At 66.3% G+C, this 15,273-nt stretch carries 16 protein-coding genes; 9 read left to right on the top strand and 7 right to left on the bottom strand.

Features of this window, described 5'->3' with window-relative positions; all coding sequences use genetic code 11:
* Positions 1-151 precede the first annotated feature (151 nt).
* The 4 genes from P3W85_RS42305 to P3W85_RS42320 all read left to right on the top strand — a co-directional run bounded on the left by P3W85_RS42305 (position 152) and on the right by P3W85_RS42320 (position 1,485).
* The gene (locus tag P3W85_RS42305; RefSeq protein ID WP_276269202.1) at positions 152-406 is read left to right on the top strand and encodes a hypothetical protein; all 255 of its coding nucleotides are present in this window, start codon (positions 152-154) and stop codon (positions 404-406) included.
* 64 nt (positions 407-470) lie between these two features.
* Positions 471-731: a hypothetical protein gene (locus P3W85_RS42310; RefSeq protein WP_017226918.1), complete on the top strand. Its 261-nt coding sequence runs from the start codon at positions 471-473 to the stop codon at positions 729-731.
* A gap of 88 nt (positions 732-819) precedes the next feature.
* Positions 820-1,086, top strand: coding sequence for a hypothetical protein (locus P3W85_RS42315; RefSeq protein WP_017226917.1), 267 nt, complete (start codon positions 820-822; stop codon positions 1,084-1,086).
* 84 nt (positions 1,087-1,170) lie between these two features.
* Positions 1,171-1,485, top strand: coding sequence for a hypothetical protein (locus P3W85_RS42320; RefSeq protein ID WP_276269203.1), 315 nt, complete (start codon positions 1,171-1,173; stop codon positions 1,483-1,485).
* A gap of 123 nt (positions 1,486-1,608) precedes the next feature.
* Here P3W85_RS42320 and P3W85_RS42325 read toward each other — a convergent pair whose 3' ends face one another.
* The 3 genes from P3W85_RS42325 to P3W85_RS42335 all read right to left on the bottom strand — a co-directional run bounded on the left by P3W85_RS42325 (position 1,609) and on the right by P3W85_RS42335 (position 5,066).
* Entirely contained in the window at positions 1,609-2,169 is a 561-nt protein-coding gene (locus tag P3W85_RS42325; protein WP_276269204.1) for an NADPH-dependent FMN reductase, read from the bottom strand.
* Between the two features lie 144 nt (positions 2,170-2,313).
* The gene (locus P3W85_RS42330) at positions 2,314-3,390 is read right to left on the bottom strand and encodes an enoyl-CoA hydratase/isomerase family protein (RefSeq protein ID WP_276269205.1); all 1,077 of its coding nucleotides are present in this window, start codon (positions 3,388-3,390) and stop codon (positions 2,314-2,316) included.
* A 110-nt stretch (positions 3,391-3,500) separates the two neighbouring features.
* Positions 3,501-5,066: a methyl-accepting chemotaxis protein gene (locus P3W85_RS42335; RefSeq protein ID WP_276269206.1), complete on the bottom strand. Its 1,566-nt coding sequence runs from the start codon at positions 5,064-5,066 to the stop codon at positions 3,501-3,503.
* A gap of 252 nt (positions 5,067-5,318) precedes the next feature.
* Between P3W85_RS42335 and P3W85_RS42340 the strand changes: the two genes are divergently transcribed.
* A complete protein-coding gene (locus P3W85_RS42340) occupies positions 5,319-6,215 on the top strand; it encodes a sterol desaturase family protein (RefSeq protein WP_276269207.1) in 897 nt (298 codons plus the stop codon).
* An 87-nt stretch (positions 6,216-6,302) separates the two neighbouring features.
* Here P3W85_RS42340 and typA read toward each other — a convergent pair whose 3' ends face one another.
* Positions 6,303-8,123, bottom strand: coding sequence for a translational GTPase TypA (gene typA / locus P3W85_RS42345; RefSeq protein ID WP_017226911.1), 1,821 nt, complete (start codon positions 8,121-8,123; stop codon positions 6,303-6,305).
* A gap of 223 nt (positions 8,124-8,346) precedes the next feature.
* Between typA and P3W85_RS42350 the strand changes: the two genes are divergently transcribed.
* The 4 genes from P3W85_RS42350 to P3W85_RS42365 all read left to right on the top strand — a co-directional run bounded on the left by P3W85_RS42350 (position 8,347) and on the right by P3W85_RS42365 (position 13,346).
* Positions 8,347-8,826, top strand: coding sequence for a MarR family winged helix-turn-helix transcriptional regulator (locus tag P3W85_RS42350; RefSeq protein ID WP_017226910.1), 480 nt, complete (start codon positions 8,347-8,349; stop codon positions 8,824-8,826).
* Positions 8,827-8,896: 70 nt separating this feature from the next.
* The gene (locus P3W85_RS42355; protein WP_276269208.1) at positions 8,897-10,432 is read left to right on the top strand and encodes an efflux transporter outer membrane subunit; all 1,536 of its coding nucleotides are present in this window, start codon (positions 8,897-8,899) and stop codon (positions 10,430-10,432) included.
* A 56-nt stretch (positions 10,433-10,488) separates the two neighbouring features.
* Complete coding sequence (locus tag P3W85_RS42360; protein ID WP_276269209.1) at positions 10,489-11,739, top strand: HlyD family efflux transporter periplasmic adaptor subunit; 1,251 nt, start codon at positions 10,489-10,491, stop codon at positions 11,737-11,739.
* Between the two features lie 2 nt (positions 11,740-11,741).
* The gene (locus tag P3W85_RS42365) at positions 11,742-13,346 is read left to right on the top strand and encodes a DHA2 family efflux MFS transporter permease subunit (protein WP_276269210.1); all 1,605 of its coding nucleotides are present in this window, start codon (positions 11,742-11,744) and stop codon (positions 13,344-13,346) included.
* A gap of 77 nt (positions 13,347-13,423) precedes the next feature.
* Here P3W85_RS42365 and P3W85_RS42370 read toward each other — a convergent pair whose 3' ends face one another.
* The 3 genes from P3W85_RS42370 to P3W85_RS42380 form a co-directional block, all read right to left on the bottom strand.
* Positions 13,424-14,008: a hypothetical protein gene (locus tag P3W85_RS42370; RefSeq protein ID WP_017229854.1), complete on the bottom strand. Its 585-nt coding sequence runs from the start codon at positions 14,006-14,008 to the stop codon at positions 13,424-13,426.
* Between the two features lie 68 nt (positions 14,009-14,076).
* Entirely contained in the window at positions 14,077-14,457 is a 381-nt protein-coding gene (locus tag P3W85_RS42375; RefSeq protein WP_017229855.1) for a GreA/GreB family elongation factor, read from the bottom strand.
* A 499-nt stretch (positions 14,458-14,956) separates the two neighbouring features.
* The coding region (locus tag P3W85_RS42380) for a tRNA pseudouridine(55) synthase TruB (protein ID WP_276269211.1) at positions 14,957-15,273 on the bottom strand (317 nt) is incomplete at its 5' end.

Below are 15,273 nucleotides of genomic sequence, written 5' to 3' on the forward strand. Positions count from 1 at the left end.
TGCGGAACGGCAGTTTGCAGTCCCCGCCTGCGTTTGCGGGCGATCGGCGCCGGCCTGGCCCGCCCTGGCACACTCCATGCGTTTGTACCTCCCGAGCGCAGCACCGATGCTCAACCCAGTCCAAGTCCCAATCGCTCCCAGGAGAACTGCCATGACTACCCTCACCATCCAGGACCTGCCGGTCACCGAAGAACTCGACAGCCGCGCCATGCGCGCCGTGCGCGGCGGCTACGTGCCCTTCCTGCCGGTCTTCAGCGCCGTCAAGATCGACTCCACCTTCAACGCCTCGCAACTGATCGGCCAGACCCAGAACGTGGTCAACATGAACGGCAACAACGCGGCCTTCGTCGCCGATATCAAGTCGCATGTCGATTCCACCCAGAACGCCAGCAACAACATCTACTGAGCCACGGGCCGCTGCCCACCGCTGACGCTGCATCCGCCAACGACCGAATACCCGGAGAACTGCCATGAACACCACCCTGACCATCCAGGACCTGCCCGTCACCGAAGCCCTCGATAGCCGCGCCATGCGCGCGGTGCGTGGCGGCTACATGCCCTTCCTGCCCGTCTTCAGCACGGTCAAGCTCGACTCCACCTTCAACGCCTCGCAGCTGATCGGCCAGACCCAGAACGTGGTCAACATGAACGGCAACAACACGGCCTTCGCCGCCGACATCAAGTCGCATGTCGATTCGACCCAGAACGCCAGCAACAATATCTATCGTTGAACGGCGCGGTCTACGCGGAGGCGGCACCGCCACCTCCGCGGCCCTCGATCACATGAAGCAAAGCAGAGTGAATCAAAGGAGAACCATCATGTCATCCATCATCGTGCGCGATCTCGCCCTGAACAAGGAACTCGACAGCAAATCCCTGGCCACGGTGCGCGGCGGCAGCAATTCCTGGTTGCAAGGACTGGGCCCGGTGGCCAACGTCAATGTCAACGTCAACCAGAACATCGCCCAGTTGCAAAGTATCAACGTGAACACGCTGAACAACGTTGGCGTGATCGGCTCCGGCTTCGGTCCGCTGAGCATCGACGTCAACCCGTCGCAATGGGCCGCCACCCACGCAGCGGTCTGAACAACACGCACCCCGCCCCATGGAGACCGCAGGGTCTCCACGGCAGTTGCGCGCACGCAAGGCACTGCCTCGGAGATAGAGCCCGTGGCCTATACTGGTCCGGCTGGGCTTGCCGAATGCGCGCCGCCCACCAGGCGAACGCCGGCCAAGCCGGCCTTCGCCACCAAGCAGGAGGGAGTCATGGCCATCATCGTCATCAAGGATTTGCCGGACAGCGTGGAGCTCGACAGGGAAGCCATGGCCGCGATCACAGGCGGCGCGAGAGTTCGCGCCAGCCATGCATGGCCGTTGCGCAAGCCCGGGGAAGGCCTGCGCGTCATCCGCTATCCAGAGGGCTTTCCAGGCCAGCCGCTGGCAGGCACGCAGGCGCGGCCGGCCGGGGGAACCAAGCGCAAGTAAGTACATTTCAAAGCGCACGGCAGCGAATTCACCTGCCCTCCGCACCCGCTGCCGTGTCGGCAGCGGGCGTCTGCTTTTCGAGGGGCGTGCGGGAAGCCCCTCTCCCCATGCGCGGCCCCTGCCTCACCTCGGCGCGTTGCGCTCGATCCAGGCAGCGAAGGCGCTCAGATACGTGCCCAGGAAACCACGTGTGGATTCACTCGCGATACCCCCATGTTCATCGAGCAGCTTGTCGACGCCGCTGATATAGGCCTCCGGCTGCTGCAGCACCGGGATATTGAGGAACACCAGCGACTGGCGCAGATGGTGGTTGGCGCCAAAGCCGCCGACGGCGCCCGGCGAAGCGCTGACCACGCCGCCAGGCTTGCCATTCCAGGCACTCTGGCCGTAAGGACGCGAGCCGACGTCAATGGCGTTCTTCAGCGCGGCCGGTACCGAGCGGTTGTACTCCGGCGTGACGAACAACACGGCGTCCGCGCGGCGGATACGATCGCGGAAGGCAACCCAGGACGCGGGCGGGCTTGCGTCTTCATCCTGGTTGTACAGCGGCAACTGGCCAATCTCGACAATCTCGAGCTTGATGCCGGCGGGCGCCATCGCGGCCAGCGCCAGCGCCAGCTTGCGGCTGAAGGAGTCCTTGCGCAGGCTGCCTACCAGTACGGCTACATCACGGGGAGTACTCATCTCGGGTCCTTACTCGTTCACGTCACCAGGGAGGGTCGGAATGTGCTGCCCGGACCCGGCCGCCATGCGCAGTGCGCCACACCCGGCGGCCGGTCCAGACGTCACTCTAGTCCATTTGCGTGAAAGGTGCCGTCCGAGGCGGGCCTACAGCGCCGCAAGCGGATGCTCGCCACGCGCCCAGGGGCTGTCGAAGAAGGCGCGCACGCGTTCGCGGGTCACCTCGTCGAGGCGCGGCGGCTGCCACTTGGGTGCATGATCCTTGTCGACCGCCAGCGCGCGGATTCCCTCCACGCCGTCGCCATGGCGGAATACGCAGTACATCATGTCCAGCTCCATGCGCAGCTCGTCTTCGAGCGCCATGGTGCGGGCGCGCCGGACCTGCTCCAGCGTGACGTTCAGCATCAGCGGCGAGCGGGCGCGCAGCATGGCGGCAGTCTGCGCGGCCCAGTCGGAGCCGGCATCGCTGACCGCGGCCACGATATCGATCACCGACGCGCCGGCAAACAGGCGGTCGATCTCGCCCTGCAGCGCGGCCAGGTGGCTTTCGCCCGGCGGGCAGGCGGCGCGGTGCGCCGCGGTGGCCTCATCGATGCAGGCCAGCACGGCATCGCCGCTGCCGAACTGGCGGGCACGCAGCACGTCCACCAGTTCCGCCATCGCGTTGCCCGGCAGGTAGGCGTCGGCCAGTCCCGCATACAGCGCGTCGGCGGCATGAAGCACCGCGCCCGTCAGGCCCAGGTATTCGCCCAGGCGGCCGGGCGTGCGCGACAGGAACCAGCCGCCGCCCACATCCGGGAACAGGCCGATATTGGTCTCGGGCATCGCCATCTTGGTCCGCTCGGTCACGAGCCGGCGGCGCGCGCCTTGCGAGATGCCCATGCCGCCGCCCATCACCACGCCGTCCATCAGCGCGATATAAGGCTTGGCGTAGCGGTGGATCAGGTGGTTGAGCGCGTACTCCTCGACAAAAAACTGGTCGAGCAAGGGATCCCCGGCCAACGCGGCCTTGTGGAAGAAGCGGATGTCGCCGCCGGCGCAGAAGGCCTTGCCGCCCGCACCAGCAACTACCACCGCCACGACTTCGGGCGCCGCCGCCCAGTCGTTGAGCGCCTTGGTGATGGCGCGAATCATCTCGAGCGACAGCGCGTTCAGCGCCTGGGGCCGGTTCAGCGTCAGGTAGCCGATACCGCCATGGATCTCGCTTGTGACCAGGTCAGTCATGTCTCTTTCTCCACGAATGCAACCCGCAACTTTACACCAGCCGTGCCGCGAACCGCCCCCTCGGGGCCGGGCCCGCGGCGCATCGGCCAGGGGCGGAGCGCGGCCTCCACTCAAGCCACGCGGAATGCCGACATCAGGCCGGTCAGGCGCTGCGCCTGCCCCTCCAGCGACGCGGCGGCGGCGGCGGCCTGCTCGACCAGCGCCGCGTTCTGCTGGGTCATGCCGTCCATCTGCGCCACCGCCTGGTTGACCTGGTCGATGCCGCACGACTGCTCGTCGGAAGCCGCGCTGATGCCGCCCATGATGCCGCTGACACGGCGCACCGCGCCCACCATCTCCTGCATGATCCGCCCGGCCTGGTCGACCATCTCGCCGCCGGTGCGCACGCGCGACACCGAGTCGCCGATCAGCACGCGGATCTCCTTGGAAGCGCCTGCGCAACGTTGCGACAGATCGCGCACGTCGCCTGCCACCACGGCAAAGCCACGGCCATGCTCGCCGGCGCGCGCGGCTTCCACCGCTGCGTTGAGCGCGAGGATATTGGTCTGGAACGCAATTTTCTCGATCACGTCGATGATGTCGACGATCTTGTTCGCGCTGGCATCGATGGCCTGCATGGTATCGACCACGCGGGCCACCGCCTCGCTGCCTCGCTCGGCCAGCCCGGTGGCGGCGCTGGCCAGGGTGTTGGCCTCACGTGCGCTGTCGGCGTTCTGGCGCACCGTGCCTGTCAGTTCTTCCATGCTGGAGGCGGTCTCTTCCAGCGAGGCGGCTTGCTGCTCGGTGCGCTGCGACAGGTCGCTGTTGCCGCTGGCAATCTGCTTGCTGGCCGCGGCGATGGAATCGGCGCCGCCGCGCACCTCGCTAACCATCGCCGCCAGGCTGGCCTGCATGCGGCCGAGCATGGCAAGCATGCGGCCCGTCTCGCTGCGCTCGCTCTCCACGCGCGGCTCGCCGCCATGCTCTGTGCTCGTCGCCAGATCGCCGGCCGCGATCCGCTCGAAACGCGCGATCGCCATGTCAAGCGGCCCCACGATGGAGCGGCGCAGGCGCCAGGCCACCGCCGTGCTGAAGCACAGGCCCAGCATCAGCACGCCAAGCGACAGCGCGCGCAGGGCCGTATAGCGGTCCTGCGAAGCGTGATAGACCTCCTGCGCGCCAGCGAGCTGCAGCTTGGCCAACTCGGTATTGACCGCGCTGAAGGCGATATCGAGCGTTGGAATGGTATCGAGCACGGCGCGCATCACGGCCTCGCGATCGCCCCGGTGCAAGGCCGCAATCAGCGGCGCCACGCCTTGCGTGAACAAAGCTTCGCGCTTGGCGGCTACGTCCTGCGCGACCTTGGCTTCCTGCGGCGACCGCGGCAGTGTCAGATAGGCCTTCCAGGCGGCGTCGGATTGGCGCGCAAACCCCTCGGCGGTAGCAGCGCGTGCACGCGCGTAGGCGGGATCGGTGGCAAACGTCGCCTCGTCCAGCAGGACGCGCACGAGCAACTGGTTCGAACGCGCCTCGGCAAGATTGACCGCGGCGGCTAGCGGACCCTGATAGATCTGGCGCGTGGCGTCATTGCTGCGCGACATCCCCAGCCAGCCCACGGCACCGACAATCAGCAGCAGGGCATTGATGACAATGATTAAGATCCACAATCTGGTACCGATGGTCGTGTTGCGAAACATGATGGCTCCCCCGTTTGAATTTGCGCTCTGGCGGCCGTTTTCGACCGCCCCGCTATCAACGGCGCTCCACCCCGTTCCTTGACCTGAGCGCGGGGATATTCAGTACTGCAAAATGGTCAGTAATCCGAACACGGTCCGCTGCGGTCCCAAAGTGCGCATGCGTGCGCATCAGGCAACGATTCGGCGAGGCCGCACGGCCGTATAGAGGATGTCCTCCAGACAAATGCGCCGGAATCGGGCAACACTTCCCGCATGACACCGTCAACAATCGATCCCGGCCTGGTCCTGCTGGCTTTCGCGCCAGCATTCCTGCTCGCCATCGGCGCGGAAGCGCGGTACTGGTCTCGGCGCGATCCTGCCGTCTACAGCTTGCGCGACACGGTTTCCAATGCCGCGCTGGCGCTGATGCACCAGGCATCCGACGCCTTCTTCCTGTGGCTCATGGTCCGCACGGTCTACACCTGGAGCTACCAGCATGGCCTGAAGGCGATGCCGCAGACGCTGTGGTCATTCCTGCTCCTGCTGCTATTGCAGGATTTCCTCTACTACTGGTTCCATCGCGCCAGCCATCGCGTGCGCTGGATGTGGGCCTCGCACGTCACCCATCATTCCTCCGAGGGGATGAATTTCTCCACCGCCTTCCGCCAGAGCCTGACCTACCCGCTGTCTGGCATGTGGCTGTTCTGGATTCCGCTGGCGCTGATCGGCTTCACACCCGACTGGGTGATCCTTGCGGTGGGCCTGAACCTGGCATTCCAGTTTTTTGTGCACACCCGGCTGGGCGGACGCTGGCACAGGATTGAATGGCTGTTCAATACGCCCTCGGTCCATCGCGTGCATCACGCCCGGAATCCCCAATACATCGACCGCAACTATGCGGGCGTGCTGACCGTGTGGGACCGGATGTTCGGCTCTTTCGTGCCCGAGGAGGCCCCGCCCGAATACGGTATCACCCGCCGCATCGCCAGCCATAACCCGATCACCCTCACCTTCCACGAATGGCGCGCCATGCTTGCCGACGCATGGCGCCACCGCGACCCGCGCCATCTCTGGAAGCCACCCGAGTGGCGTAATCCGCACGAGCAGACGCCCGTGGAAGCACCAAGCGCCGGTGCATCGCTTGCCGCGGAGCGCAGGCGCGACGCCTGAATGCGCCTCGCACGCGTACCGCCCAACAAAAAACCGCGCACTTGGCGCGGTTTTTTGTTGGCTTGAACAGCCTGCGGCGAAAGACGCTTATGCCGTCTCGCGCGAAGCACGCTTGCGCTCGTGCTCCTTCAGGTGGCGCTTGCGCAGGCGGATGCTCTTCGGCGTGATTTCCACCAGCTCGTCATCGGCGATGAATTCCACCGCGTATTCGAGCGACATCTGGATCGGCGGCACCAGGCGCACGGCTTCGTCGGTACCCGAGGCACGCACGTTGGTCAGCTGCTTGCCCTTGATCGGGTTCACGACCAGGTCGTTGTCGCGGCTGTGGATGCCGATGATCATGCCTTCGTACAGCGCATCGCCCGGCTTGACGAACATGCGGCCGCGATCCTGCAGCTTCCACAGCGCGTAGGCCACGGCATCGCCGTCGTCCTGCGAGATCAGCACGCCGTTGTGGCGCTCGCCCAGGCCGCCTTCGCGCAGCGGCGCGTAGTCGTCGAAGATGTGGCTGATCAGGCCGGTGCCGCGGGTCAGCGTCAGGAACTCGCCCTGGAAGCCGATCAGGCCACGGGCCGGAACGCGGTACTCCAGGCGGGTGCGGCCCTTGCCGTCCGATGCCATGTCGAGCAGTTCACCCTTGCGGCGGCCCAGCTCTTCCATCACGCTGCCCTGGTGGCCGTCTTCGACGTCCACGGTCAGCAGTTCGTACGGCTCGTGCTTGACGCCGTCAATTTCCTTGAACACCACGCGCGGACGCGACACGGCCAGCTCGTAGCCTTCCCGGCGCATGTTTTCCAGCAGGATGGTCAGGTGCAGCTCGCCGCGGCCCGATACCTCGAAGATGGTGTCGTCGCCGGTCTCCTGCACGCGCAGCGCCACGTTCGACTTCAGTTCGCGGTCCAGGCGTTCGCGCAGCTGGCGGCTGGTCACGAACTTGCCTTCGCGGCCGGCCAGCGGCGAGGTGTTGACGCAGAAGTTCATGGTCAGCGTCGGCTCGTCCACCTTCAGCATCGGCAGCGCGTCCTGCGCGTCCGGTGCGCACACGGTGCAACCGATGCCCAGTTCCTCGATGCCGTTGATCAGCACGATGTCGCCGGCTTCCGCTTCCTGCACGATTTCGCGTTCCAGGCCCTGGAACTTCAGCACCTGGTTGATGCGGCCCTTGATGGGGTTGCCTTCCGGGCCGAACTTGACCACCACGTCCTGCAGCGAGCGGGCGCGGCCACGCGAAATGCGGCCAACGCCGATCTTGCCGACGTAGCTGGAGTAATCGAGCGAGATGATTTGCAGCTGCAGCGGGCCATCCGGGTTGTCGTCGCGCACGGGCACCTTGGCCAGCACGGTCTCGAACAGCGGCTTCATGTCGCCTTCGCGCACGTCGTCGGTCAGGCCGGCATAGCCGTTCAGGCCCGAGGCGTAGATCACCGGGAAATCGAGCTGCTCGTCGGTGGCGCCCAGCTTGTCGAACAGGTCGAAAGTCTGGTTGATCACCCACTCCGGGCGCGCGCCCGGGCGGTCGACCTTGTTGATCACCACGATCGGCTTCAGGCCCAGCGCCAGCGCCTTGCGCGTGACGAAACGGGTCTGCGGCATCGGGCCTTCAACGGCGTCGACCAGCAGCAGCACGCCGTCAACCATCGACAACACGCGCTCCACCTCACCGCCGAAGTCGGCGTGGCCAGGGGTGTCGACGATATTGATATGGGTGCCGTTGTACTCGACAGCGCAATTCTTCGCGAGGATGGTGATCCCGCGTTCCTTTTCGATATCGTTGGAATCCATCACGCGCTCGACCACTTGCTGGTTGTCGCGGAAGGTGCCTGCCTGGCGCAGGAGTTGGTCGACCAGAGTGGTCTTGCCATGATCGACGTGAGCGATGATGGCGATATTGCGGATGGCGCGGGTCATTGCAGCGTCTCGCTTTGGGGCTGAGCATCAAAAGATAACCCGAAATTATAGCATGCTGCGGCGCAAAACCCGAGGCCAACGTTCGGAGCCTTCCGAGTCGCCCCGCTTGGCGAAAAAACAATTATTGCGATATCCGCAATAACAAATTGCCGTCCTTGCGATCCGACGAACGTGAACATATAGTTGCCACGACAACCATTGCAGCGACAAGCACCCAGCAGAAATGTCCGAGCAGACTCAGCCCGCCTCCGCCGAGGCCTACCCTTTCGATCCGGCCGAATACCGCATGGGCGAGAGCATTGGTTACCTGGTGGCGCGCGCCAAGAATGTGCTGTCGCACGAGGTGGAGCAGGAAGTCAACTGCCTGGATATCACGCACGCCCAGGCTACCTGCCTGATGATGCTGGCCGCCGGAAGAGGCAGTACGGTGACCGACCTGGGCCGGGAGCTCGGTACCGACATGGGCTCGGTCACGCGCCTGCTCAGCCGCATGGAAAAGCGCGGCCTGATCGAGCGCCAGCGCAGCGATGCCGACCGGCGCGTGGTCGACCTGTCGATCACCCCGGCTGGCCAGGCGCTGCTGGACGAGTTGCCCCGCATCTATTGCCGCGTGCTGAACCGGCATTTCCATGGCTTCTCCGCAACCGAACTCCAGACCTTCCGCTCCATGTTGCACCGGATCATCGGCAACAGCAGCGGGTAGCCCACCGGATACGGACACAAATACAAGAACAAACATTCAGAACACTCAGGCTCTGTCGCAGGGCACCAAGATGAACCAAGCTCTCTTCTCTTTCTCCGCCTCCGCCTTGTCGCCGCGCGTACGCGCAGCAGGCCGCCGGACCGGCACGCTGGCGCTGACGGCGCTGGCGGCCGCGGTCCTGGCCGGTTGCGCCGCCTTCGGCAACTCGCACAGCACGCAGACGGTCACCGAGCCGGCGGCGCTGGCCAGCGGCCAAAGCCTGCCCTCCCAGCACGGGCAATGGCCTTCGCTCGACTGGATCGACCAGTTCAAGGATGCGCAGTTGCGCAGCCTGGCCGACGAGGCGGTAAAGGACAGCCCCAGCCTGCAGGCCGCCTTCGCACGCGTGGAAGCGTCCCGCGCAATGGCCGACGCCACCCGCAGCGCCCTCTACCCCCATGTCGATTTCGAAGGCAGCCTGGTCCGCCAGCGCTTCTCCGAGAAAGACCTGTTCGAAGGCACGCCGCTGGCTGGCTCGTGGCAAAGCCAGTCCCGCCTGCAAGCCGGCCTCTCCTATGACTTCGACTTCTGGGGCAAGAACCGCGCGGCCCTGGAAGCCGCGCTGTCCGACGACCGCGCAGCGCAAGCCGAGAGCCAGGCCTCCCGCCTGATCCTGACGACGGCCGTGGCCCGCACCTACGCCCGCCTGGCCGCACTGTACGCGCAGCGCGACGTGGCCGAACGCGCCATCGCCCAGCGCCGCGACCTGACCAAATTGTCCGGGGACCGCTTGCGGGCCGGCCTCGATACCCAGGTGGAAACCACCCAGGCGCGCGGCACGGTGGCATCGGCGCAAACCGACCTGCTGCGCGTGGACGAAGACATCGCGCTGGCGCGCAACCAGCTCGCTGCCCTGCTAGGCAAAGGCCCGGACCGCGGCCTGGCGATCCAGCGCCCGACCCTGCTCGCGCAGGCCACGCCGCAATTGCCGGACAACCTCACCATCGACCTGCTGGGCCGCCGCCCCGACCTGGTCGCCGCGCGCTGGCGCGTGGAGGCGTCCAGCAAGGATATCCAGGTGGCGCGCGCGGAATTCCTGCCCGCGCTCACGCTCTCCGCCTTCGCCGGCTTTGCATCGCTGGACCCGTCCAACCTGCTGATGGGCGTCAGCCGCACCTTCGGCATCGGCCCCGCCCTCACCCTGCCGATCTTCGAGGGCGGCAAGCTGCGCGCCAACCTGAAGGGCAAGTATGCGCAATACGACCTCGCGGTGGCCAACTACAACCAGACGCTGGTCGACGCGCTGCGCGAAACCGCGGACGCGGTGACCAGCATCCGCAGCGTCGATACGCAGATCGTGGCCCAGCGCGAAGCGCTCGACCTGGCCGAGCGTGCTTATTCACTGTCCACCATCCGCTACAAGGCCGGACTGGGAACCCAGCTGACCGTCCTGAACGCGGAAAGCAATGTGCTGCAGCAGCGCCGCCTCGCCACCGACCTGCAAGCCCGGCGCCTGGACCTGCAGATGGGCTTGATGAAAACACTCGGCGGGGGCTACCAGGAACCGGCGGAAGACGCCAAGGGCGGCGAGCCGGCAACGCGCAAGCCGGCAGAGGCACGCGGCTGAGACACCGAGACCTCAGAACAGTACTGACAGACTGACAGCATTCCTAAAAGACGATCATGAGCGATAACAAGCAAGCGGCCCAGACTCCCGCCTCCCAGGCGGCCCCCGTCAACAACAATGGCAAGCGCAAGCGCCTGCTGGTCACGCTGACCGCTGCCGTGGTGGTGGCCGGCGTGGCGTACGGTATCTACTGGGGCCTGTACGCGCGCCACTTCGAGAGCACGGACGACGCCTATGTCGCGGGCAACGTGGTGCAGGTCACGCCGCTGGTCGGCGGCACCGTGATCTCGATCGCGGCCGACGACACGCAACTGGTCACCGCCGGCCAGCCCCTGATCCAGCTCGACCGCGCCGACTCGCAGGTCGCCCTGGAGCAGGCCGAGGCGCAACTGGCGCAAGCCGTGCGCGAAGTCCGCACGCTCTACGTCAACAACGGTTCGCTGGCAGCCAATGTGGCAATGCGCGAGGCCGACGTGGCCAAGGCGCGTGAGGATCTCAAGCGCCGCCAGGCCATTGCCGGCTCCGGCGCCGTGTCGGGCGAGGAAATCTCGCACGCCGAAACCGCGTTGAAGGCGGCCGAGTCCACCCTGCTGGCAACGCGCGAGCAACTGGCATCCAACAAGGTACTGACCGACCAGACCACGGTCGACAAGCATCCGAATGTGCAGCGTGCCGCCGCCAGCCTGCGTGCCGCCTATCTGTCGTTTGCGCGTTCGACCCTGCCGGCGCCAGTGACCGGCTATGTCGCCAAGCGCTCCGTGCAGGTGGGCCAGCGTGTGGCCGCCGGCGCGCCGCTGATGGCCGTGGTGCCGCTGGACCAGGTATGGATCGACGCCAACTTCAAGGAAGTGCAGATCACGCACATGCGCATCGGCCAGCCGGTCAAGCTGGAGGCCGACCTGTACGGCTCCAAGGTGACCTACAACGGCAAGGTGGAAGGCTTCTCGGCCGGCACCGGCTCCGCCTTCTCGCTGCTGCCGGCGCAGAACGCCACCGGCAACTGGATCAAGGTGGTGCAGCGCCTGCCGGTGCGCATCGCGCTCGACCCGCAACAGCTGAAGGACCACCCGCTGCGCGTCGGCCTGTCGATGAACGTCACGGTCGATGTGCGCAAGGAAGAAGGCGCGGTGATGACCAACACCACCGTGGCACGCCCGATGCAGACCGACGTCTATGACAAGGTGGCGCAGGACGCCGATGCGCTGATCGCGCGCATCATCTCGCTGAACAATGGCGGCCGCCAGGCAGCCGAACCCATGGCAGCGCCGGTTGCAGCTCCGGCCGCCGCCAAGCCCGCCAACACCTGAGCATGGCTACCTCCCTCCCCGCGCGCGACGGCGCCGCGCCTGGCGCCCCGGCGCCGGCAGCGCGCCCCGCCGCGCCAGTGCCGCTCTCCGGCGGCAAACTGGTGATCGGCACGATCGCGCTCTCGCTCGCCACGTTCATGAACGTGCTCGACTCCTCGATCGCCAACGTATCGATCCCGGCCATTTCGGGCGACCTCGGCGTGGCGCCCAACCAGGGCACCTGGGTCATCACCTCGTTTGCCGTGGCCAACGCCATCTCGGTGCCGCTGACCGGCTGGATGACCACGCGCTTCGGGGCGGTGCGGCTGTTCATCACCTCGATCCTGCTGTTCGTGATCTCGTCGTGGCTGTGCGGCGTCGCGCCCAACCTGGAGGTGCTGCTGGCCGCGCGCGTGCTGCAGGGCGCGGTGGCCGGGCCGATGATCCCACTGTCGCAGTCGCTGCTGCTGTCGAGCTACCCGCCGCAGAAGAGCACCATGGCGCTCGCGCTATGGGGCATGACCACGCTGGTGGCGCCGATCATGGGCCCGCTGCTGGGCGGCTGGATCTCGGACAATATGACCTGGCCGTGGATCTTCTATATCAACATCCCGGTAGGCCTCGGTGCCGCCTATGCAACCTGGGCGATCTACCGCGACCGCGAGACGCCCATCAAGATCCTGCCGATCGACCGGATCGGGCTGGCGCTGCTGGTGATCTGGGTCGGCTCGATGCAGCTGATGCTCGACAAGGGCAAGGAACTCGACTGGTTCCACTCGCCCGAGATCGTGGTGCTCACGGTGGTGGCCATCGTCGGCTTCCTGTTCTTCCTCGCCTGGGAGAGCTACGAGAAGCACCCGATCGTCGACATCCACCTGTTCAAAGGCCGCAACTTCAGCGCGGGGGTGGTGGCCATCTCGGTGGCCTACGGGCTGTTCTTCGGCAATCTGGTGATCCTGCCGCTCTGGCTGCAAACCGTGGTCGGCTATACCGCGACCGATGCCGGCATCGTGATGGCGCCGGTCGGGATCTTCGCCATCCTGCTGTCGCCCGTGATCGGCAAGAACCTGCCCAAGATGGATGCGCGCTGGGTGGCCACCCTGGCTTTCATGACGTTCGGCGTGGTCAGCCTGATGCGCTCGGGCTTCACGCTGCAGGTCGATACCCGCTCGCTGATGATCCCGACGCTGATCCAGGGCGCGGCGATGGCGATGTTCTTCATCCCGCTGACCTCGATCATCCTGTCGGGCCAGCCGCCGGAAAAGATCCCGTCGGCCTCGGGTGTGTCCAACTTCGTGCGGATCACCTTCGGCGCGATCGGGGCCTCGATCTCGACCACCATCTGGGAAAACCGCTCGGCGCTGCATCACGCGCAACTGGTGGAGCAGGTCAACCAATACAACCCGGCCTATGCCGAACAGCTGAATCACCTGATGCAGCTCGGCATGAGCCAGGCCCAGGCCACCGGCATGATCGAGCGCAACATCACGCAACAGGCGGCCATGCTCGGCGCCAACGACATCTTCTGGATCTCGGGTGTGCTGTTCTTCGTGCTGATCGTCTTTGTCTGGCTGACCAAGCCAAAGAAAGGCGGAGACCTGGACGCCTCCGCCGCCGGGGCGCACTGAGCGGCTGAGCGCCAGGCGCCAAGCCGGGCTCGCCCGATGGCGCCAGCCGATGCCGTTCCCGGCATCGGCAATGGCACTTACCCCGCCAGGTCGGCGGCACCCGCCTGAACCGCCAGGCGCATGGCCTGCAGGCCGCAATCGCGCTGCGGATTCGGCACCAGCAGATAGGCCCCGGACAATCGCCGGTAAGGGCCAAAGCCGAACATCTCGAACACGGGCAGCGAGCGCAGCGCGCCCGCCGGGCAGTGATCCAGGTACAGCACCGCGACGCACCGCTGCCCGCCGCCGGGACCAAGCCACGCCTGCCCGTCCAGGCGATGCAGCGAACGATCCGCGGCAGCAAGCAGCGCACCAGCCGACCAGTCCCGTGCCGCCGCCGGCAGCAAGGTGGCCAGCGCCGACACGAGCATGCGGCACTGGCCGCCATCCTGGCCATGCCCGATGCAGTGTCCGCTCAGCGCATCCACTTCGATCCGCCGCAACCAGCCCGCCCCCTGGTGTGCCAGGATATCGGCCAGGTCCTGGCATACCAGGAGATCGTGCAGCCGGCTGCGGTCCTGCCCGCCAAGTCCTCCATCCGTGCAATGCGCGTAGGCGTCGACGCGGTCCTCGTATCGCGCATTGAACAAGCGCTGCCCGGCCAGGGCCGTCCTCCGATACATCGCTATCACTCCAGCCCTCCTCTTGTCTGCGGCGCGCGGCATCGCGCACCCGGCACGCCCCGGCTCGCTCAGCCAGGCAGGATTTCATGCACCACGACTTCGACGGACTGCGCGCCACCGGGCACGGGCAAACGGACGTGCCGTCCCGCGGGCGCGCCCAGCAGCGCCATGCCGGCGGGGGACAGCACGGAGAGCTTGCCACGCCGGAAATCCGCCTCTTCGGGATGGACGATGCGCCAGACAAAGTGCTCGCGGTGCTGCGCCTCGATACAGAGGAACGGCGTGTCGAGCGTGACGGCCTGGCACAGCCGGCTGGCGGGCGCGCCAACCACGGCGCCATCGATGACGTGGCGCAGCGACTCGCGCTGCAGCGCCGCCGTTTGCCGATCTGCCGCGAGCGCGCGCAGGCGCTCGATATCTGAGGGGGTAAGGAAAACGGTCTTTCGCATGCTGACTCCCGGTGTCAATACGCGCAACGCGGTCACGCGCGTGGCAATGGCTGGCAGGTCCGCCGGATCGCTGAAACAGCAGGCGAGCAGACGCCGGCCGGTTTCGGTGATTCGGAGGACCAGGGGGAGCGGGGTTCGGCCCGGTGCGCTGCGATTGACGCACCTTCGAAAACCTCGAGAGGGGTCAGGCAGGGTACCGGGCGGTAGCGAGCGTGGCGGCTGTTGCCGCGCGAAGGAGTAAGACGAGGAGGTTCACGAAAGCCTTGCCGTCATGCCGTGCGCCTCGACACAGGGTGTGCCAATGCCGCGCCGTCGATAAATGACATTTAAACAAAGTTTCGGAGCAAAGGGAAGCCAGCGGCGCAGCGACGGTCATTCCGACCGTCAATGGTGAAAATTAGCGTGGTTTTATTGCACGTTAGGCTGGATTAAAAAGCAAAACGGCGGCCAGGCGCGCATTCCGCCACCGCGGCACGATGCCGCGATGGCGCCGGTTCTGCTACAGCTTCACCAGACGCTCAGGCCGCAGGGCGCCTTCGCGCATCCGCGCCACGCCAAGCAGGCGCTGGGGCTCGCCACCGTAGACGCGGACCAGTTCGCCTTCCGCCGGCGCCGTGCCGGCGGGCAGGTCGCGCAGCGCAATGCGCTGGCCCTGCAGGAAGCGGCTCATTGCCGCCTCGTCGAGCACGACCGGCGCACAGCGCTGCAGCAACGCATCGACCGGAGCCAGCATCGCGGGCCGCTCTTCGTCGCCGTGCTGCTCGATCTGCTCCAGCGTCACGGCGCCGGCCAGGGTCAGGTCTCCCACCGCGGTGC

It is taken from the genome of Cupriavidus basilensis, assembly GCF_029335485.1.
Taxonomy (GTDB): Bacteria; Pseudomonadota; Gammaproteobacteria; order Burkholderiales; family Burkholderiaceae; genus Cupriavidus; species Cupriavidus basilensis_E.

Excerpts from the sequence above, each read along its gene's own strand:
- P3W85_RS42305 (WP_276269202.1), top strand. The coding sequence starts at position 152 with ATGACTACCCTCACCATCCAGGACCTGCCGGTCACCGAAGAACTCGAC.
- P3W85_RS42310 (WP_017226918.1), top strand. The coding sequence starts at position 471 with ATGAACACCACCCTGACCATCCAGGACCTGCCCGTCACCGAAGCCCTC.
- P3W85_RS42315 (WP_017226917.1), top strand. The coding sequence starts at position 820 with ATGTCATCCATCATCGTGCGCGATCTCGCCCTGAACAAGGAACTCGAC.
- P3W85_RS42325 (WP_276269204.1), bottom strand. The coding sequence starts at position 2,169 with ATGAGTACTCCCCGTGATGTAGCCGTACTGGTAGGCAGCCTGCGCAAG.
- P3W85_RS42330 (WP_276269205.1), bottom strand. The coding sequence starts at position 3,390 with ATGACTGACCTGGTCACAAGCGAGATCCATGGCGGTATCGGCTACCTG.
- P3W85_RS42335 (WP_276269206.1), bottom strand. The coding sequence starts at position 5,066 with ATGTTTCGCAACACGACCATCGGTACCAGATTGTGGATCTTAATCATT.
- P3W85_RS42340 (WP_276269207.1), top strand. The coding sequence starts at position 5,319 with ATGACACCGTCAACAATCGATCCCGGCCTGGTCCTGCTGGCTTTCGCG.
- typA (WP_017226911.1), bottom strand. The coding sequence starts at position 8,123 with ATGACCCGCGCCATCCGCAATATCGCCATCATCGCTCACGTCGATCAT.
- P3W85_RS42350 (WP_017226910.1), top strand. The coding sequence starts at position 8,347 with ATGTCCGAGCAGACTCAGCCCGCCTCCGCCGAGGCCTACCCTTTCGAT.
- P3W85_RS42355 (WP_276269208.1), top strand. The coding sequence starts at position 8,897 with ATGAACCAAGCTCTCTTCTCTTTCTCCGCCTCCGCCTTGTCGCCGCGC.
- P3W85_RS42360 (WP_276269209.1), top strand. The coding sequence starts at position 10,489 with ATGAGCGATAACAAGCAAGCGGCCCAGACTCCCGCCTCCCAGGCGGCC.
- P3W85_RS42365 (WP_276269210.1), top strand. The coding sequence starts at position 11,742 with ATGGCTACCTCCCTCCCCGCGCGCGACGGCGCCGCGCCTGGCGCCCCG.
- P3W85_RS42370 (WP_017229854.1), bottom strand. The coding sequence starts at position 14,008 with ATGTATCGGAGGACGGCCCTGGCCGGGCAGCGCTTGTTCAATGCGCGA.
- P3W85_RS42375 (WP_017229855.1), bottom strand. The coding sequence starts at position 14,457 with ATGCGAAAGACCGTTTTCCTTACCCCCTCAGATATCGAGCGCCTGCGC.